The sequence below is a fragment of the Asinibacterium sp. OR53 genome, from assembly GCF_000515315.1.
Classification (GTDB): domain Bacteria; phylum Bacteroidota; class Bacteroidia; order Chitinophagales; family Chitinophagaceae; genus Sediminibacterium.
Window position 1 is genome coordinate 2688283 of the sequence record NZ_KI911562.1, and the last position, 20323, is coordinate 2708605.

Annotated in this window: 9 protein-coding genes and 1 tRNA gene; 1 reads left to right on the plus strand and 9 read right to left on the minus strand. The window is 46.3% G+C overall.

Annotation, left to right across the window (positions count from 1 at the left end; all coding sequences use genetic code 11):
• Window positions 1-4: 4 nt before the first annotated feature.
• The 7 genes from SEDOR53_RS18600 to SEDOR53_RS0112100 are packed head-to-tail and all read right to left on the minus strand — an operon-like array spanning window position 5 to window position 5954.
• Window positions 5-886: a hypothetical protein gene (locus tag SEDOR53_RS18600; protein WP_157576795.1), complete on the minus strand. Its 882-nt coding sequence runs from the start codon at window positions 884-886 to the stop codon at window positions 5-7.
• 46 nt (window positions 887-932) lie between these two features.
• Window positions 933-1481, minus strand: coding sequence for an HAD-IIIA family hydrolase (locus tag SEDOR53_RS0112075; protein WP_037361173.1), 549 nt, complete (start codon window positions 1479-1481; stop codon window positions 933-935).
• Between the two features lie 2 nt (window positions 1482-1483).
• Entirely contained in the window at window positions 1484-2059 is a 576-nt protein-coding gene (locus SEDOR53_RS0112080) for an SIS domain-containing protein (protein WP_026769956.1), read from the minus strand.
• On the minus strand, window positions 2056-3183 hold the full coding sequence (locus SEDOR53_RS0112085; RefSeq protein ID WP_198018914.1) for a glycosyltransferase: 1128 nt from the start codon (window positions 3181-3183) through the stop codon (window positions 2056-2058). Before SEDOR53_RS0112085 ends, SEDOR53_RS0112080 begins: the two co-directional genes overlap by 4 nt.
• Before the next feature lie 25 nt (window positions 3184-3208).
• Entirely contained in the window at window positions 3209-4147 is a 939-nt protein-coding gene (locus SEDOR53_RS0112090) for a glycosyltransferase family 2 protein (RefSeq protein WP_026769958.1), read from the minus strand.
• 6 nt (window positions 4148-4153) lie between these two features.
• Window positions 4154-4666, minus strand: coding sequence for a DUF4199 domain-containing protein (locus SEDOR53_RS0112095; protein ID WP_026769959.1), 513 nt, complete (start codon window positions 4664-4666; stop codon window positions 4154-4156).
• Between the two features lie 22 nt (window positions 4667-4688).
• On the minus strand, window positions 4689-5954 hold the full coding sequence (locus SEDOR53_RS0112100; protein ID WP_026769960.1) for a dihydroorotase: 1266 nt from the start codon (window positions 5952-5954) through the stop codon (window positions 4689-4691).
• Between the two features lie 88 nt (window positions 5955-6042).
• Here SEDOR53_RS0112100 and SEDOR53_RS0112105 point away from each other — a divergent pair.
• Window positions 6043-6116: transfer RNA gene (locus tag SEDOR53_RS0112105), tRNA-Pro, on the plus strand.
• A 564-nt stretch (window positions 6117-6680) separates the two neighbouring features.
• Here the strand turns inward: SEDOR53_RS0112105 and SEDOR53_RS0112115 are convergent.
• Window positions 6681-7841, minus strand: coding sequence for a hypothetical protein (locus SEDOR53_RS0112115; protein ID WP_026769961.1), 1161 nt, complete (start codon window positions 7839-7841; stop codon window positions 6681-6683).
• A 544-nt stretch (window positions 7842-8385) separates the two neighbouring features.
• Complete coding sequence (locus SEDOR53_RS17880) at window positions 8386-20319, minus strand: LysM peptidoglycan-binding domain-containing protein (RefSeq protein WP_051416623.1); 11934 nt, start codon at window positions 20317-20319, stop codon at window positions 8386-8388.
• Between the last annotated feature and the right edge of the window lie 4 nt (window positions 20320-20323).

Genomic DNA, 20323 nt, shown 5'->3' on the forward strand with positions numbered 1-20323 from the left:
CAACTCATTGTCTCGGCGGATTAACCCTGGAACTGGGATCTACTTCTGCAACCACCCGTTTGTACACCCACCTGCCGGAAATCCATTGAAAGCCCTCATAGCCGCCCTCCGGTACCAGCGTATGTTTCTGTGCAGTCTCACCTGTTTCACTGGTAAGATGTGAGAATATGATGAGGTCCAGATCGCGCTCGTAATTGAGTTTGGCATTGGCGCCTTTTTTAAATTCCAGACAGAAACGGTATGCGGGTTGTGGCGGTTTCAGCGCATCGTTGGGATAACTGAAATAACGGCCGCCGAATTGCGGACTGCCATCGGGGGTGAACGTTAACACTTCAACCCATTTCTTGGTGGTACGTGCATCGTTCTCGTCATACCCCATCAAGGTATAATATTTTCTGTGGTTGTATTCTTTGAGGATGATGCTGTAATAAATGGCACCGATCCAGTTGCGGTTGCTGCGTACAGAATCTACCGGCGCTTCGGTGAATTCAGAAAAATCAAACAGAGGAAATATCTTGAGCGAGCCATCGGTTGTATGCATTTGTATTACTCCTTTCTGGCGGTAATACGTGTAATCTTTCATCACCTGCCAGGTAAAAATGCGAAAACTGCTGTCGGGCGCGTATAGTTTTGAAATGGTGGTCAGCGAATCGAAGGGATAAGAAAAAGAATACGGAACGCGCAAAGCCTGCACCAGTCCGCGTGTAAAGAAACTGTCAGCCCTGAACCGGTCCGGCATTTCTTCCGACTCCATAATGGCTGTAGCATAAGGCTTGATAACCGTTTCAATGCCTCGTATCTTTTGCACATATTCATTGGCAGATTTTTGTGCATTGAGTAAAGATGTTGTCAACAGCAGCAGGCAAATAAAACCTGTTCTTTTCATAACGAATGATATGAACAAATATCAGGAATCTTATGTAAAGATTTTGTTAGAGCAAGCGGGCAAATTCCAACAGGCTGTCCACCCGCAGGTCGATCAGCGGATCGGGGTAGGGTACATCGGGATGAGTAGTGGCCAGGAAAACCGTGTGCATGCCTGCGTTGCGTCCGAATTGCATATCGCTTAAACGGTTACCAACCATGATACTTTTGCTGAATATGATTTCGGGAGCATCTTTTTGTGCCTGGAAAGCCATGCCTGGCTGGGGTTTCCGGTTAGGGGAAAGGTTGTCGAGGTCGGAGCAGAAATAGATGCGATCGATGCGTCCGCCCCTGGTTTCAATTTCATCCAGCATGTGCCTGTGGATGTTGGTAAGATCGGCTTCACTCATCAATCCTTTTCCGATGCCTTTTTGGTTAGTCACTAATATGATCCTGCGAAAATGACTTGCCAGCAAGGGAAGTGCTTCGAGGCTTTCGGGGTAAAATACAAATTCACCCCAGTTGAGGATATAGTCATTATCCTTTTCGTGGTTGATCACTCCGTCGCGGTCGAGGAAGAGGGTCCAGCTATGATCGATCTCTTTGAGTGGCAGCATGATTATCCGAAAATATTAGCTTCTACCAACTGGCAAATGATATGTCCGATCAGTATATGCGATTCCTGTATGCGGGGTGTATCGGTAGAAGGTACGTTGATAAGGCAATCGCTGATGGCTTTCATTTTTCCTCCGCTGGCGCCGGTCATGCCAATCGTGATCACCCCTTTTTCCTTCGCTGTTTCAAACGCTTTAAGGATATTACCCGAATTACCCGATGTGCTAAGTCCGATCAATACATCACCGGCTATACACATACCGTCTACCAGTCTTGAATAGATCACATCGTAACTGTAATCATTGGCTACGGCCGTTATATAAGAAGTGTTGCAGTGCAGTGCTTCGGAAGGAAGCGCTTTACGGTCTTTATAAAACCTGCCGGAAAATTCGGCAGCCAGGTGCTGGGCATCGGCAGCACTGCCACCATTGCCACAAAACAATACTTTATTACCTTTTTGGAAGGCGGTGGTCACAATATCAATTACCTGCTGTATGGTTTGTTGGAGAGCTGCATCTTCCAGCACCTGGCGCTTCACTTCAATGGATGCTGCAATGAGCTCTTTTATTTTTCCGTTCATGGAACTAGGGTTGTAATGGTTTCGGTGAGCCTTGTCCAGCTATACCGCTGTTTTTCATTGCGAAGATGAGGCAAAAAATAATTCTCACCTAATTCATACAATTGCACAATACCGGTGGCAATGGCTGTGGCATTCGGTTCAACAACCACTCCTACCTTACCATCCGGCACCAGGTCGGGCAATCCGCCAACATTGGTAACCAGCATGGGCTTTTCGAAATGATATGCCAGCGGTGTTACACCGCTTTGGGTTGCATCGCGGTAAGGCTGGATAATGAAATCGGCGGCGCTGACATAATAAGCCACTTCATGATTGGGTATGAACCCCGTATGCAACAATAGTTGTGGGACGATCTGTAATCGTTCAATCAGTTGGTCGTAGGGTTCGCGGTTTTCATAGAACTCGCCGGCAATGAGCAGTTTGATTCTTGCATTGCGTATGCGTTCATCGTTCATCGCTTCCAGTAACAGGTCGAGCCCCTTGTATTTACGGATGAAACCGAAGAATAAAATGATTTGATCGTTGGCCGGCAGTTTCAACTTGCTTCTTGCAACATCTTTTGGTATGGCCGGGCCAAAATTATCGTACAACGGATGTGGTACCAGTTGCGATGGTTTGTTGGTGAACTGTTGCAGATCCTGTTGCACCTGTTTGCTCATGGTGATGAACCCGTGCACCGGTTGTATAAAATATTGTGTGAAAAGTTTGTCGCCCGGCCGTTTTTCATGCGGGATGATATTATCTGCGATGCAGATGATCCGGGTATGCTTATTCGTTCTTACTATTCGCAGGATGGTACCAAAACAAGGGCCCATGAATGGGATCCAATAGCGTACTACAATGTAATCGGGCGCCAATGCTTTCAATTCCCTGCCAACTTTCCACCAGTTGAAGGGATTGATGGAATTAATGCGCACTTTAATGGGTATGCCTTCAGGGGCGGGTTCATCAGTGTATTGCGAACTGCCCGGGAATAAAAAATTGGGGTATTGTAATGAAAAAGTATAGATGGTGGTATCAAATCCCTGCCTGATATATTCCAGCGCCAGCCTTTCATTGAAAGTTGCCAAGCCGCCTCCGCGTAGCGGCCAGGCGGGACCTATGATGATCAGCTTTTTCTTCATGATCCAAATATCAACAAAAGAGTGGTCAGTCCAATTTCTTTTCTACCAGGTAAACATTCCTTTCACTGGAATTGCGGGTAACCAGTTCGGCTACAAAGCCGGTGAGAAACAGTTGCATGCCAATGATCATAGTAGTGAGGGCAATATAAAAACTGGGCCTGTTGGTCAATGCAAAATCGGTAACCATGAATTTGGCGATGACTAGATAAATGCTCGCAATAAAACCGATGAGGAAAGAAATGGTTCCCAGCAGGCCGAAGAACTGCATAGGGCGCTTGCTGAATTTACCCAGGAACATAATGGTGGCCAGGTCAAGAAAACCATTTATAAAACGCTGCCACCCAAACTTGCTGATACCATATTTACGCGGGCGGTGTTCCACCACTTTTTCCCCGATCTTGCGGAATCCCGACCACTTCGCGAGTATGGGAATATAGCGATGCATTTCTCCGAACACTTCAATGCTCTTGATCACTTTACGATTGTATGATTTGAGACCGCAGTTGAAATCATGCAACTGTATACCCGAACTAATCCTTGCCACCGAATTAAATAATTTAGAGGGCAGGTTCTTGGTAAAAGTATTATCGTAGCGTTTCTTTTTCCAGCCACTTACCATATCGTATCCATCCTCTATGATCATCCTGCGTAATTCGGGAATTTCATCGGGAGAGTCTTGCATATCGGCATCCATGGTAATCACCACATCGCCCTGGGTCGCTTTGAAACCTTCATTCAGCGCAGCCGACTTACCATAGTTGCGTTGGAACTTGATACCCTTGAAGCGGTTATCGCGTTGATGGATCTCTTCGATCACTTTCCAACTGTTGTCGGTACTGCCATCGTCTACCAGTATCACTTCAAAACTGAGCTGGTGAGCGTTGGCAACAGATTCAATCCAGCTGCACAGTTCGGGCAGCGATTCATCTTCATTGAACAGGGGAACTACGATCGATACATCCATATATGCTTACTGCTCTAAAGTTGGGTTGGGATTCTTTTTAGCAACTGCGGCACCGATCAGTGATGCTACGGCGCCCAATATAGCGCTCATGATCAGCGTGCCGCCGATGGCAAAAGGCATGAAAAATTTCCGCATCATATCCAGTCCCTGTTTGATCTGGTCATCGGACATGTTGCCTTTTGCTTCCATGTTCTTTCGTGCTTCTTCTATGGAAGCGTCGATCATTTCGGGATAAATGAATTTGAAAGCCAAGAAAGCATATACAGCAGTGATAGCAGCAATAGCAGCCGTTACTTTAAAACCGTGTGCGAACACATTGCCAAAAGTTACATTGCCCTGCATCTGCTTGGCATAATTGGTACATGCCCAGATAATAGCAGCTATCATGATGCAGAACTGTATCCATCCGAGGGATTTGTTCTGTGCTTGTCCGGCGAAATAGATGATCAGTCCGATCACGATCAATATAAGACTGATGAGCAAGCCCTTCAGCCAGGGTGGAGTAATTTTGTTTTCCATGATATGCTGTTTAGGTTTGGTTTTAGTTGTTTAAAGATAGTTTTCCTTTATGGATAATTCCGAAAACTTTTCCTTTCAACGGCTTGTCAAGGAAGGGCGTGTTAGCCGATTTACTCCTGATGGTTGCTTTGGTAAGCAGGGTGTTTTCTTTTTTACTGAACAGGCTCAATTCAGCCTCGGCTCCTTCGGCAATGCTAACCGGAGGAAGCGAGAAGATGACGCGGGCATTGGAACCCAGTAGTTGAACCAGTCTTTCATCCGTTAATTCAGGCAGTACTTCGTTGACTACAGCAAACAGTGTTTGCAAGCCCAGCATACCAGGCAGTGCATATTCAAATTCGCAGGTTTTGTGATCCCAATCCTGCGGCAGGTGATGTGAAGCCAGGCAGTCCACAGTGCCGTCCAATACAGCTTTGCGCAAGGCGAGCATATCGCCCTTGCTTCTGAGTGGCGGATTCAGTTTGAGATTGGTATCGTAACGCTGCATGTCTTCGTCGGAGAAGAAGAGGTGGTAAGGTGTAACACTACAAGTTACCTGCAAGCCTTCCTGCTTAGCGGCTTTGATCAGTTCCAGGCTTTTTTGCGTGCTCACAGCTGTGATATGCAGTTTCGATTGTGTATAGCGCAGCAGTTCAAGGTCTCTGCGGATCATCAGTTCTTCTGCTATGGCGGGCAAGCCAGGCAGGCCTAACCGGGTAGAGATGATACCCTCGTTCATGAGTCCGCCTGCACCAATGCTTTTATCAATGGGAATCTGAACCAGTACACCGTCGAATGCTTTTACATATTGCAGGGCTTTCAGGAACAGTCCGGCTGATTGTACCGGCTCCAGTCCGTCTGAGAAAGCGATAGCCCCGCTGTTGCGCATATCGTACATCTCTGCTAATTCTTTGCCTTCTTTTTTCTTGGTAACGGTACCCATTGGGTGAATGGTGACGGGCAGTGAAACAGCACGTTGTGCGATGTATTCAACCTGCGCTTTATTATCGGTTACCGGGTGTGTATCGGGCAGGGTAAAAACCCTGGTAAAGCCGCCAGCCGCAGCGGCAGCAGCTCCGGTATCCAATGTTTCTTTGAATTCGTATCCGGGATCACAAAAATGAACGAAAGGGTCTACCCAACCCGGAGAGACCTGCAAGCCTTTTTCTTGTAGTTGGATATCTGCTTTCTCGCTGATTTTATCTGCGATTTTTGCGATGTGATGACTATCAATTAATATGTCTTTTACGGAACCGTTAAAGGGGGAGAGTGGGTCGGTAATTTTAACCTGGCTGATGAGAATCTTCATGTAGCGGTGTAAAATTTTGTGCAATATAATCTGAAATTTTCTATTTGCGTTTACATCCCTATATTTGCAGCCCAATTCAACCCATGTTCGGGAAGTGGCGCAGCCCGGTAGCGCACTTGTATGGGGTGCAAGGGGTCGCAAGTTCGAATCTTGTCTTCCCGACTGAAGAAGAGATCAAACGAAGGTTTGGTCTTTTTTTATTTCGGGTTGTCAGTGATGCGGAAGTAATCTGCGATCCTTATCCAGATTGCGTTTTAGCCAATTTGTCCCATTTTTCGCCCCGACAAAATGGCTTATTCCGAAATATAAAATGTTAATATCAGCGTGATTTTTCTGCATAACCATAGCAGAAAATATCAAAAAATATCAGACTTGTTTCAGGCAAATCCTTGAGTCGTGTCAGGCATACGGCTTGAACTCAAGGAATTTGTACTGACATGCTGAACTCCGGCTACTAGGTCATCTTTTGATCTGATTGGTTCGAATCTGATCCGGAATAGAACCTGCGGAACACGTGAAAATGTGCAGAAAGACTCAAATCATTTCAAAACGAATTAAAAAAGTCTGACATGAAATCGACACACACTTTTGCGGTGGATATGATCATCCGTCGCAGCAAAGCAGAATAGGCATTGATATCTCCAATAAAAGGTACCGTATAATAAAGTCATTAGGGAATAGTCCTGCAACTTGTGGAATTATTTAATATGCTGACAAAATTGGCATCTATTTGGAAGATGGCATAAAATTGATCGTGACGCTAATAAATCCAAATAGATTTCCCTTTGAAGGATCATAGCTTACTGTCAATGGTAACCACACACTCTGAAACAGTTTATATTTAAAAACTGCATTTGCAGTTAGTTTTCCCCTGTCCTTAGCAGTGTTAAATACGTAGGAGTAGTCGCCACTGAATTTTAATTCCATTTGAGATTCGCCTTTCTCATTTTCCAACAGAATTTTGTTAACTCCCAATGAGAAGTCTCCTATCGACTGCTCTAAACTGACTTTGGTAGTGGCAGTATCATCTTGGAAATAATAAGACACTGTACTAATCAATTCCAATGGTTTTTTCTCCGGATTTTTGTTTAATGAAACTAATAGATTACTTCCTGCTCCCAGTTTTGAAAATGCTCCATACTGATAATTGTAGGATATGGCCGGGTATGCAATCCATAAGGGTTTTCTCTGTATGGATTTTGCGAACAGATTAAAATCCTTGTGCCATCCTGTATAATAATCAAGGAATGATAGTGCCTTAGATTTTGTAATTGAATCAGTAACAGCATTCAAATATTTCAGGTAATTTTTGTCTATTTCGCCGATTGATTTTCCTCCTTCCAAATTAATAGTATTAAATGCGGTGTTAGTGATGTTATCTGCTTCGGGTTCCGACTTGCCGGATTTGATTAAATCGTCATAATATTTAATTTTGGCTATGCGCATTATTGATAAAGCGTTAAGCTCACTTTGTTTGTTCCGGTATACATAAATGGCACTATCTCTTTTATTCAAAATGGTAAATACAGATCCTAAATTAATATTGGTGATATTTTGAGACTTATCCATATTGACACCTGCATTAATTTCGGTGTATCGTAGAAAACGATTTTTAGGGTTAACGAAATTTGTATCAATGGTCCACTTAGCGGAATCTTTAATTGATTTTAAAGACATTAGCGACATTTTAAAAGTATAACCGCTGGTGCCGCTTGTAATGTGATCTGCTACCACTCTGAAGTATGATGTCAATTGGTTATTATATTCCTCTGTTGCTCTGCTATTGACGGAATCATTGGTTTTTTTGTCTCTATTTGTATTTTGGCTCAAAGCAAACACAATATTTAATGAGAGGAAAGTTGTCAGCAGTATTTGTCTGGTTTTCATAAAATATATTTATACGCTTATTGTAAGGCTTTTTAAGAAGGGGCCTGCGGAATTTACTGTCAAGGGGAGGGTTTTACTGCTAGACGTTATACCCTTAATATCTATCGAAATATTGCCGCCGAGAGGACAATGGCCGGCAATGCCAATGTTATATGATTCCTGGGCTAGAATCTGATCCCAACTGTCACTGCGGTCGAAAAAATGTTCTAATGTCACCCGGTGGTTGAATATATTTATGGAGGTATCTCCCACGCCCGAGTTAATGGTTACGGTAAATGTTACTGTAGGCATAGTAAATATTTTAAGGTTTGGATAATTTAATTTGAACGTCAAATTGCCGTGATGCCCAATCCACTTACGGTAGTAGTAATGGACCAACTGCTACTTCGGAAACGTCCGCCACTGGCACTCCGTTTTCGCTATATACATCAGGTCATAACTGCAGGTTTTATTTAGAGAGTTTATTACAGCGGTGATAGAACTTTTTAATTTAACCTTTCTCCGAATTGTATTTTAATACTGTCTGTCGCCTGACATACACTGACTAACTTTTTTGACCCTGTTTCGGCGCAATACGATACACCAGGTGTTCAATATTCAATAAAGTCTGCGGGTAATCCGTAAGTTGAGAATACTGTTTCAAAGAAAAGACCCATGCACCTCCTTTTTCAACCGGGTTATTGTCCCTTTTCCATTCAACAATAACATTGTTCAGGTCGTTTGCTGTAGTGGCGGATAAGGGTTGGTTAGGATACAGCCCGATTGGCAGATAAGTAATAAGCCCTTCATCATCAAGACCAGAGGGCGCTACCAGTTCAAAACCATAACTGAGTTGAATGGTTACCGGTTGTCCATTCATTGAGGTTCCGAACAAACCATTAAAACAGGCATTCAATGCATCGGTAAGATTGCTGCCCAAAGCGCTGATGTCAACCCGTTTGCCGAATGTATTGAGGGGGGTAACAATGCCGGGTGCAATGACTGTATCTGTTGAGAAAATAAAATCAGTATTGGTACTGGCATGATCGATGAGGTCCTGGTTGCGCTGTACATGCATTTGCGAACGTGCATTCTGTACAGTTGCCAGGTTCAGGCTTCTCCAGGTTAATTTGAACACCGGCCAGCTAACAGGAGGTATGCTGATGGCAGCTGGAACCTTGTATACGGTGGTATCCGGCACGTCGCTGTGCGGCTCCAGTTGTTTGAAAGAACCGTCGGGTAATTGTACAAATGCATCGGGCCAGCTATTGTTGGGACCGGGCTGGTTACCCAATCTTTTTAATGTAAGCGTATCCAGATCGTTGTTATTACGATAACTTACCCGCGCATTGAATTCATAGCTAAGGGCTGCAACTACGAGGTCGAGTTTATTGGTGGCTATTTCTTTTTGTGATATTCGTGCGCTCCAATACTGGTTGATATTTCCTGCAAGGGTGGCGAAAGTCCGTACCGCATTTTCAATATAGCCGATGGGTAATTTTGTTTTCGGGTCGGTTAATCCGTTGATGAGTCGCCATAACGGATCAGCTACCGTAATGTACTGGGCCAATTCGGTGAACAGGTCGCGCAGTGGGTCTATCATTTTCCGCGCAGCAGTCGGCAGCTTAAGGTTGAACTCTGCTTTCAGTACCACATAATCCTGCTCTGCATGCTGGTGGGTGTATACGTAATCGTAATTCCAAACGCCCAGCTGGTTAACAGTTTCAGTTCCGTCAGGGAAGGTCTGCTTTGCCTGCTGGGAAACGATCTTGGGCATATCGGGGAAATTCCGCAAAGGAATGGGAACATCAATTTCAATACTGGGGTCAGTACCCGATAAGGCAGCGGGCTTTTCTGGTTTAGACAACAGCGGAATAAAGCTAAGCCAATCTGATGCCTTGAAATTTTGTGGCAGGTGGTCACTGCTAATATTGAATTCAAGATGCGATACATCGTAGAAGAACTTACCCGATACGTCTTTATGAAAAGCCAGGTTATCCAGTGTCATGAGGAAATTCACATAAGCGCTGGCTTTGGAAAGATCTGTTTTAGCAGCAATCATGGTGAGCCCGAAAAGAGGTTCATTGGTAGTAGTATCGATGATCTTTCCATTACCGTATAGACCGGCTGGCTTTGGCAGAACAGCAGCTTCTGTTTTTGAATCATACTGAATAAGCACGGTTGATTCATAGGTCTTTGCCAGGCTTACACCCAGTTGTTGTTCCAGCGCATCTACTGCGCTGACCAATGCCGGTATTTTATCGGTATCCTGTACATCCAACACATTGCTCAATCCCGCCGCAATAGCCGGAATCAACCCGGTCTTTGCATCGAGCACCAGTTTTAACTGGTCGCGGATATTGACATTTTTATAAACGGCCGCTGCATAAGAGCCGGACAGGAAACGATCCATGTCTTCCACAAAACGGCGTGCCCATAGTTCCACGTCAATGCTCTGGAAAGAACGCTGCAGTCCTGCATCCAGCGTGCCGTCGGTCTTCAAAGGGCTTACTGTTACCGGGCGCGTTACCAGTTGCTGGTACAATGGTTTCAGTGCAAAGAAACGCGGCTGCGGTTGGTTATTAATGGTGATTGCTCCAACAAATTCGACTTTTTTAAACCCGCTGCTGTTGAAGTTCACCTGCCAGAGATCCTGCACCACGCCGGTTACCTGTGCGGTTCCCAAACGCAACTGAGGTAATGCAACTTTCATATTAGCAACAAAATCATTCAGGGTAAGACCGCTGGTCTTACTATTGTCTTTTACAGGTGCCGGGAAATCGGATTCGGCCATTTCTACTGCCCCTGTTCCTTTTGTTGTTTCAAAGCCCGGATAGATTAGCGCTTTGGGGCGCAACAGGCGAAGGGATACTTTTAATGGTGTAATGGGCGATTCATAAGGACCGCCTTGGTCAAGCGATGTACTGAAGCTGATCATGGCAGGAGGCAGCATGGCAAGGGCGCCTGATTTAATGAAAGCTACATTTGCATTGATATCAATGATCTGGCTGGCGCTAAGACTCACTTTTTTTGCCGCAAAGCGAACGATCAGCGTATTGAATGTGTCGTTGTCGCCTGTTTGAATCGTAATACTTCCCGGCTCTGCCGACGCCTGTAAGGTTTTTTGTGGAGCAATGATGCCCTGCATGGCCGTATTGGCCAATGCAAAAGCGCCGGCACTCACACCATACATACCCGGTATATCAGCAGGCATGGTGTCTTGCGTGAATCTGGCAGGCGGACAAAGGAATAAAGCGCCGGTGTTTAATACGCCCGTACTGTTTCCAATTGAATTAACGATATCCTGCAAACTGCCTGCAGGCACTTTCTGCCGCAAAGCTTTTAAGAAAGAAGTGAAAGACGGATTGCCTGAACCGGTATTCACAGGATAGGTGTTGCCACCAACGGTTATCGTAACATCAATGCCGGGGATTAGTGCGCCTGGCATATTGGAGTTATTCGTTGCCAGTTGCAGGGCAGCAGAAGTGGTGGCAGTATTGAAATTGAATTGTTGCGCAATATTGTTTAATGTATCGGTGCTGCGAACGGTATACGGAACGTTAATAACACCGGTATTGGCAGGCCATGCCAGGGTGCCTGGTAAAACGAAAGCGCTGTTGGATGGAAGTGTAAGTCCGGCGTTATTGCTGAGTAACAATTCAACCGGGCAGGCATACCGGTCTGCAAACTGTTGCAGTGAAACCGGTGCTGTTCCGGTAGTAACAGCTGCAAAATTTCCAAAATAAACCAAAGCTCCCGGGTCGAAAAGATCCTGTGTATTGCCATTGTTATTGGCCAGGTCGGTGACGCTTACTCCACTCTTGTTTTTATCCAGTGTATCGCCATCCTGCACCAGGTATGCTTTTACATCAAGTGTTTTGTTGAGGGCCAGCATACCTCCTTTCTTATTATGTGTAGTTGCCAGCGCTTCTACCGTAGTGTTCACGCCATTATTGGCGAATGCGTCAACCACCAGTTTAAAACTATTGGTAGTGGCATCTACTTTTACCACTACTTCTGTATACTCATCTACCTCTACAGCAAATTCAAAACCGGTTTGCAGTACAGGTTGTTCATTGTTCTGTGTGGCCAGGTGCGCTACCGTAGTATAAGCACCATCTGCAAGGGTTTGCAGGCTGGCGGTAGGTGGTGTTATTCCTGTTGTAATTGTTTTACCGGGGATCACCAGCAGTGTACCGGTTTTCAGTAACAAGGAAGTATTCTCAGCGTAAGTGAGGAGGGTTACAGGGGTAGCCGGTACGGGCCAGCCCACAGGAGGCAACGCAGCCAATGCCGTGATGGAAAGGTGTTCTACAAAAGGAAAATAAGCGGGCACTACCGGAACCGTATTGCCAAATAATTGTTGTACAGCATAACCTGCGTTGGCCTGGGCCAGCTCTGCATAGCGTTTCTCAATACCATACTTTGTAATGATATCGCCCAGCGTTGTAATACCTGTAGGTTGAGCCGCCAGAAAGCTGCGCAGCGATGTTACCACAGCATAAGAGCCTGCCGCGAATTTCCACAAAGGGCTGATCTCACTGATGGCAACGCCTTTGTTACCATAGTTCGGGTCGCTGATATAATTTAGTGAAGTAACCAGCCAACCGGTAAGTCTGGGTTGTATGAGTTGGTAATACGTTTGACTGAATGACTTTTGTTGCTGTTTAAGCAGGTCATTGTTCACATCTCCCGGCTGTGTGGGTGTCGGCAGTAATTCAGAAGGGCGCGGTGCAATGTAAATGGTGAGCACTGCATTGGAACCCGATTGCTGTACATTGAAATAACGGGCAACAGATGACCAGTCGCCCACCGAAACCATGTTGTCAGTATAACCAACTTTAATAGAAGTAGTACCTTGCCCGTTTCCGTTAGCGCCCGTGCGGTTACCCAATACATCGCCAAAACCAAAGACAAAATTGGCAACAGGCAGTGCCGTCTGGGTACCGAATCCCTGGTAAGGATCATCTTTCGCAGGAGGCAGTCCCGTTACATCGGCTGCGGCAAGTACTGTGTCAGGCAGTATAAACCGCGATACAGGTAATACCTGTGCGTAACGCCAGTAAGGTTTAGCACTTGTATCTGCTGTTGTTACAAGTTTAGCTGCAATCGCTTTGCGAAGAGCACGCGCTTTTTCCCACGCCTGTTGTCTTGAATTGTCCGAAGGATCGGGCATCACGGGCATGCCTGATGGTGGTGCATAGAAAGGAGATCCAGTTTGTTGCGACACTTCAAAACTCAACAGGCTGTACAGGTTGCGTAACAATTTTACCGGGGCAGGGGGGGCAGGTGTAATGGTATCCGGATTGGCAGTAACCAACTCAAATCCAACGTTGCCGGGTGGAACCAATGCCTGTGCAATTGTTTCTGAAGGATCGGTACTGCCTGCGCTTTCCATGAAAAGAGAGAACTGCGCATTGTATGCACCAGGGCCGATCAATGCACAATTATTGAAAGGAAGCAGGCTGCGCCCATTAGGAGCGAGTGATTGTTGTGTACCTGCGATCACTAATAATTGTAAAGTGATATTTCCCTGCTGGTCGAATGCACTTCCCGGAAGTTCCAGACCCGGACTGAAATAATAACCAACGCCCCCTACTACACTTCCTTCCCATAACAACTCAAGGAAATCGGCCAGTGATGCCATGGTTGCATAATAAACTGTATCATCTGTTTCTTTCAGACTCGCTGTCCTTACCAGCATGGCAGGAGGAACCGATACGGTCGACAGGTTGGTCTTTATTAAGAAAGCATTTGCAGCCGTTGTTGAAAGTATGGTGAGGCCCGATGCATTGGTAGCATTCGGCGCAGGTGAAAGCAATAGGTTTACGGTGGTTTTATCGGTACTGCCCTGTTGGCGCAGCCAGTTACTGAGTGTAATCAGCAGGTTGCGTTTATCGGTATCTACACCCATCAGATTGAACTGCGATGAACTGTCATTCATCCGTTTCACTTTAAACGGAATGAGCGTGCCATAGGTACTGCTGTTGATTTGAACAGCTTTGCTTCCTGCAGCTGTACCTTGTTGCACCGTTAATATTTCATACAGGGTAGTAATACCATTTCTTGCTTTCTCCTGCAGATCGGAAGGCAACATCCACAAACCAGGATTGCCGGTGATATTAGGAAGGGCAGGATCTGTTGGAATAGCAAGCGCCAAAGGCGTTTGTAATTCAATGCCATGCTCCAGTCCATAGGTGCGCGGTACTGTACCCAGTATCTTCATCACCACAGGTGCAGGCGGCGTGGCCGGAACGGGTGTGATGGCTAAACCTGTTGCGGGCATTACACCCAGTATATCTGCATTGGTATAACTATAATCGAGCGAGTTTACCGGTGCGGTCAATAATATCATGCCAACTTTAAAAGTAGACTCATTGAGTCCCGGGTTGTATACAAGCAGGTTGGGGTAAGCTGCTTCCAGTGAAGCCAGCGTTTGCCCGGTTTGCACAGTAATGGAATTGAACAGTTTGATCCAGCTTTGTTGTGATGCAAGGGAGAGTGTAAGTGCATTATCTGTTGGTTTGGTACTGTCCAATGCAATATTGAACTGCTGACCAGTAAGATCATACAGTGGAGAAGGATGGGCAGGATCAGGCACTGTATGTCCGCCTCCGTCCGTTGTCAGTGATGGCAGACGTAATCCTGAGAGCAACATTCGTGAGGACTGGTTCACGATGGATGTAAAACTATCGCCTTGCAGTACTGCATTCACCAGAACAGTGATATCCTGCGCCGGTAATAATTTCACTTTCAGCACGGTGCCACTGGCATAGAGACCGTTTAATTTTTTAAGACGCGTGGCTGCGTCGGTAACAGTAAGTCCATATTTTGTCGAAAGTATGCTGAAGCTGAGCGGGGTGGTTGAAACTACCGTTGCATTGGGTACGGTGATGCTGGCGAGCGGTGCAATGATTTTTGCTGTCGATAACCATACGGCCACTTTATCCCAGTCGTATGACCATGTGCCTTTTGAAGGTTGCACCGGTATAATGCTTATCCAGCTTGCGTTTACAATCAACCGGCGCACCAGCGATTCAATGTTTGTTCCGGATTCAATGATCATTCCTTGCCATGCGGGGATAGACCAGCTTTGTGTGCCGGAGGATGTAACGCCTGCCCGGAATGTAGGCCACTGTGTAATACCTGGTGGGGTAGTAGTTCCGAAATCCTGCTGGAATACGAGCGCCAGCGCGATGCGATAAAGTGTATCGCCTGCAACAGTGGTATAATTGTTACGATTAGCGAGTATATTGTAGGCATTCTGATAGGCATTCGGTACCGATAAAACCTGACCCGGTGGTAATTCAATGACCGAAGGGATCTTTTGCTCGGGGAATAATTGTTTCAACAGGTCCTGGTTCACCTCGGCAATGGCCTGCACATACCAGTTGGCCATATCGGGAAGCGGTGTATTTTTCAATATTGATGCATCAAGGTAACGTGCAAAGAAAACACCTGCGACACGCAGCTGAGCAAAATCGGCAGGTGCATTGGTAAATGTTTGCTGCGGCAAATCAAAACTGTTTCCTGGTGCCAGGATATTTGGGCCAGAAGAAAGTGGCGGATAAGCTTTATCCTGGTAAGAGAGTATAGTAGCAACGCTTGTTATGTTGAAGAGGTTTGCAATATTTTGCAGGGTATCGTTTTGAACGGCCTGGTGAACCAGTGTGCCTAATGTACATTGATTGACGGAAAACGAAATACCGGCGTTGTCCATAGCCAATACTTCGGGTGGAACGCCCAGCTTAATGGTAAGGAGCGTACCAACGGGTAATGTTTCAAGGTCGCTTTGCAGGTGATCGTTCAGAAATGTAAGCTCTTCAACTGTTGCACCCAGGCTTTCCGCTACGCTTTCAACTGTGTCTCCCGAACAGATCCTGTATGGCACGCTGGCATTGGGCAGTGTATTTGCTACTTGTTCCAGGTTTTGCACTACACTGCTCACAGTCGTTACGGTAACCGTGGTATTATTCATCTGCTTCTGCATCTCCTTAATACCGTTCTGCATAAGGATGAGGCAAAAGTCGCGGAACATGAAACTGGTGAAGGATTCGTAAGTGGAGGGGTCGTCCTGCGCCGGCTTCTTACTGTTGTCTCCGCCTACCGGGAAATAATCACCTAGCAATTGTGAAATACCCCATTCATACCACGGCCCGATCTTATTTTTAGTACTGAAATCAATTGTGCCTCCCTGCGGTGAAGTCCATCCTACAAATGGAGGGAGTGGCAATACCATGGCAGATTTGTCATCAGGACGGGGTGTAATATCGCCACTGATCCAGAGATTGATATTGGTTGTGAAGAATGTTTTAAGGTAGTCGATGGATAGTCCGCTCAACATGGTATCGGGCATATTGAGCTGATCCAGCAAGGACGTGATCTGCCAGGCCGTAATATTGTTGCCTTCTGAAGGGTCGCGCGGGAATGCCTGGATGGCATATAAAAGCAAGCCCTGTGTGAGTATATCGGCAGCGAGCAAACTGGTATCGGTATCGCTTACCGTCATGGCGCTGTGGGCCGCACTGCGTATGGCGCAGTCAGCCGCTGTTACGGCGGAGGTGGACATGCCGGTGTCTGCAAAAAGAACAAAAGCGCTTCGGTAATTGGGGTTGCTGTTTACCGGTGTTGTGCCATCCCAGTTAACCGGTACACTATTAATGGTGAATACTGGCAATAAGGTAAGGTGTGCATTGCGTGGTGAATCAGGGAAAACCTGATTGGTGGGATGCCATACCAGATTGTATTCCTGCAAAGCAGCCCTGCCCTGTAAACCCATGTTCATTACATGCGCTTCACGAAGCACTTGCAAACGCCGGTGCTTGTTGGTTCTCAACGCAACGGGACGCCTAGGGTTCAGCAGGTGATGACTGGTAGTTGCCAGTGCAGCGGAGGACCTGCCGCCACTGCTGTTGTTGCTGAGTATCCAGGGTGTGGGTTCGGCGGAGCCAACGGTGAAATCGAGGCTTAGGTGTACGCCAAATGAAAAATAAATTCTGACGAATAATATTTTGATCGATGCTTCGGCGCTTACATCCACTTCCAGTTCAATGAGCATAGGCTGATAACACTCATAGATGATGCTCACCTGTGCATAGGCTTCGAGGGTAATGGATACTTTGACCACTACAAAATCTACCGAGCCATATATTTTTCCATGAATGGCGGCCACGCCCTGGCATTTGAAAAATTTGGCGGGAGCAGCGCCGCTGCTGTTGGGATTGAACCAGGCGAGCACACCCTGGAATATGACCTGCAGCTCTACAAAAGCGCCGCCTGCAAGAATGCCGGCGCGTATCTCTCTTCCCACACCTGCTGAGATGCCGATGCCCAGTTCTATAACGGGTGAGAAATTACCGTTGGAAATACGTGGTACCTGCGTGGAAGTGTCGCCATTCAATACGCCGAGGTAAAAACCACCACGGCCAATAAAGATGGTAGCCTGCAAACTGAAGGAACGATCGAAGTTGCGGTTATACGGGAAGCCAAGATCTACTTTGAAATTACCGTTGGTATAAATTTCAATTACGATGATGCCGAGTGTGATAGAAACCGCGCCCAACTGGATGGTGCGGAACATATCGGGTACCTGGAACTCAATGCGGTACATGCCTATTTCATCGGTGATCTTTTTATAGAGTATTTCAAAACGCAGGCCGGCCAATGGTCCGGCACGTTCACCGCTCAATGCAATGGATAAGCCATATAGTTTGGGGTCGTTGAAGATGATCCCGAGATCAAGGGTCTCCATCAGTTGTATATCCAGTCCGATCAGCCATTGGCTATTGGCAGCATACAACATAGTGCTGGGCAATGGATTACCATCGTCCGGCGGCTTCTTCATGTCCTGCTTCAGCTTCTTAATACTATCCGCAACGGTACTGGGGGTAGTGCCGCTGAATGTTACCCTCTGGCCCAGGCCCAAGTAACGAAGGTTGACCAGGCTTGGTCCTTTCCCGGGAACAGCGGGAGGCGGATCATTGATCACATCCCAGCTTAATGGCTTATCGTTGGTGTATTGCTGTCCGAGGAAACTGCCGGTGAGGATCAGGTCTACTTTTCCGTCGCCGCTTTTTTTACTGTACCGCACACCAATTGAATCGAGTTGTGCAATCACCAGGTCAACATTGGCATTGAATACAAATTCAACGATATTTTCTTTCGGATCAATGGTCAGCACAAAACGGGAGAGGTCCACTTTCTTTAATACATCCCAGGGCGAATCGAGCTTGAAGCCAATGGTAGGTGCAGCAAGGTTCACCAGGTATTCCAGTATATCGCCCAGTGTAACACCGCCTAACTGCAATGAAACAACCTGGTGGCGGTTGTTCTGTTCGCCCCGCCACGATGTGGTGGCCTGCAGCCAAAGCTGGTCGAACTGTACTTTGAAAAGATAGGTAGGCTCGGCAACGCCGAAAGTCAGGCTGGCAGTAAGCTGTATTTTATTTACGCTGAAAGTGCCTGTAAGTTTACCGCTGGGCGTATCGGTAGTAGAAGGTTTGGCCAGGTCAATGCCGGCTGAAGCATTGATCTTTAGCGGGGTATTGAAAATATTGGGCTCCCATCGAACGGAAATCGTTCCGCCGAAAGTGTAAGAGGCTTTAACTTCTCTGGTTGCTGTTTTGGAACCAGTGGTGAAAACAACATCAAGGCGGTCGATGAGAATATCCGGAACCCAGCGGGGTGGATGGGTTGTACCTCCGCCATAAATAAATTTATAAACCAGTTTTGTAACGCTGATGGATGTGCCGGGATACAGATGACCGCTGAGTGTCCATCCTTCCGGTGCATCGGGCTGTTGCGGCGGATATTCCGCGCTGATCATGATCCGCGGCATTTTGTAATCGCTGGGATCGCCCTGGTCCAGGAAAAAAGTGCCGCTGATCCCGCCCGATACTTTACCATCATTCACGGCAATATTAAATTCGAGCTGGTTGAGTATGATGGTAATAACAAAAAGATTGATCATCCATCCCTGTTGCGGATCCGGGTTTCCCGGTTCGCCAAAAAATATGGTGGCTTCCGCAAAATAATTCTGACCAATAGGATCTGCAGAGAACCTTAACCTGGTAACATTCATTTTTTGCAGGCCGGTAGAAGGTCCCTCATTCTTAAAGAAAAAATTCAATGCTTTGCCAATGGGGATATAACTGTCTTGTGCAAGAGAGCCGGAGATGATAAAATTGGGCAGCGACATGTTTACGTTGAGCGATACCGGATTGTCGTTTACAGCAAGTGCTTTACTACTGCTATCCGGTGCATCATCCGGCGGTGGGGGAGCAGGTAATAATACCGTTTGCTCATTGCTGCCTCCAAAATTGATGGTGCCGAATACAGAACCTGAGATAGTGTAATTTTTTTCCAGCCCGTTCTTTCCGTTCACCATCGACCATCCCCATACCCACCGTGTACCCACTTTGTCAATAGTAACAAAGGGGATAGGAGGATCCCATGTTTTATCTGATCGTATGGTAACGGCCAGGTTTAACAAGGAGAACGATGGCAGGAGATCCGATCCGGATGTGTTTTCTAAATCGATATTAATTTCTGATACATAAAAATCGCTGAGCACAGGAAAGTTCATGGGAATAGGAAGCTCCACACCAAAAATACGGGTGAGTTGCCCCAGGCCCTGCCTAAGTGATATAGTGTCTTTTTTAAAACGAATCGTAAAATTCCAGGTGTCACCTGTGGAGAGGATAAGCGTGGTAATACGCCCTTTTATTTCACCTAATGCAAAATCAGCAAACAATTGCAATGTTGAAAAAGCATTCCTGTTCAATCCTTGTGGCGGTATCAGCGGTTGTACTAGCAATGTGAGGCCGGGATTAACAAGCGACATCGCATCGGGCCCGTTCACGCCGGGTTCTTTTGCGGCATTGATGATGGTATTGTTACCGCGGGCATCAAGGTTGATCAATGGATATGTTCTTGTGCTGGTGGGCATGGTAACAGTACCAGTTATAGCAAGCGGCCACGGGCCGATCATCGGTGTTTTATTGAGCAGGAACTGATTGTTGGGCTGCAATAGAGAACCAGTGAGATTTAATTCGGTTTTCCCGCTCTGTCCTGTGAAAATAGCAGAACGTATCTTCATGCCAATCAGCACGGAAGGATACCACCTGATATTCGATTGTGCATCAGCACTTCGCATCAATGTGTCAGGTAAAGGAGGAAAGAAGTCTGAAAAAAGCCAATCAGTGTTAAGAGATAACACAAGCGAAAAAACAGCCCCCTGCTCTATGTATTGTAAAGTGGCGCTGACTGGATAAGTGACTGCCCCTACAAAAGCCCCGTTGCCCGTTAAACGCACACTGGCGCCACTTGGGCTTTCTGTTAACACAACAGCAGTAAGCGGGTAAGTGGCTTTAATATTAAATAAACCAAGCACAGGCAGCATACCTGCCAGGTCTTGAGAACCATTGGCTGCAGTCCATAAGTCAATAGCATTGTTTTGAATAAAACTATTAAGTGCTCTATATACATTTTCTGTGCTCATGGTT

Bases quoted from the DNA above. Each gene is read 5' to 3' on its own strand.
- SEDOR53_RS18600 (WP_157576795.1), bottom strand. From the start codon at position 886: ATGAAAAGAACAGGTTTTATTTGCCTGCTGCTGTTGACAACATCTTTA.
- SEDOR53_RS0112075 (WP_037361173.1), bottom strand. From the start codon at position 1,481: ATGCTGCCACTCAAAGAGATCGATCATAGCTGGACCCTCTTCCTCGAC.
- SEDOR53_RS0112080 (WP_026769956.1), bottom strand. From the start codon at position 2,059: ATGAACGGAAAAATAAAAGAGCTCATTGCAGCATCCATTGAAGTGAAG.
- SEDOR53_RS0112085 (WP_198018914.1), bottom strand. From the start codon at position 3,183: ATGAAGAAAAAGCTGATCATCATAGGTCCCGCCTGGCCGCTACGCGGA.
- SEDOR53_RS0112090 (WP_026769958.1), bottom strand. From the start codon at position 4,147: ATGGATGTATCGATCGTAGTTCCCCTGTTCAATGAAGATGAATCGCTG.
- SEDOR53_RS0112095 (WP_026769959.1), bottom strand. From the start codon at position 4,666: ATGGAAAACAAAATTACTCCACCCTGGCTGAAGGGCTTGCTCATCAGT.
- SEDOR53_RS0112100 (WP_026769960.1), bottom strand. From the start codon at position 5,954: ATGAAGATTCTCATCAGCCAGGTTAAAATTACCGACCCACTCTCCCCC.
- SEDOR53_RS0112115 (WP_026769961.1), bottom strand. From the start codon at position 7,841: ATGAAAACCAGACAAATACTGCTGACAACTTTCCTCTCATTAAATATT.
- SEDOR53_RS17880 (WP_051416623.1), bottom strand. From the start codon at position 20,319: ATGAGCACAGAAAATGTATATAGAGCACTTAATAGTTTTATTCAAAAC.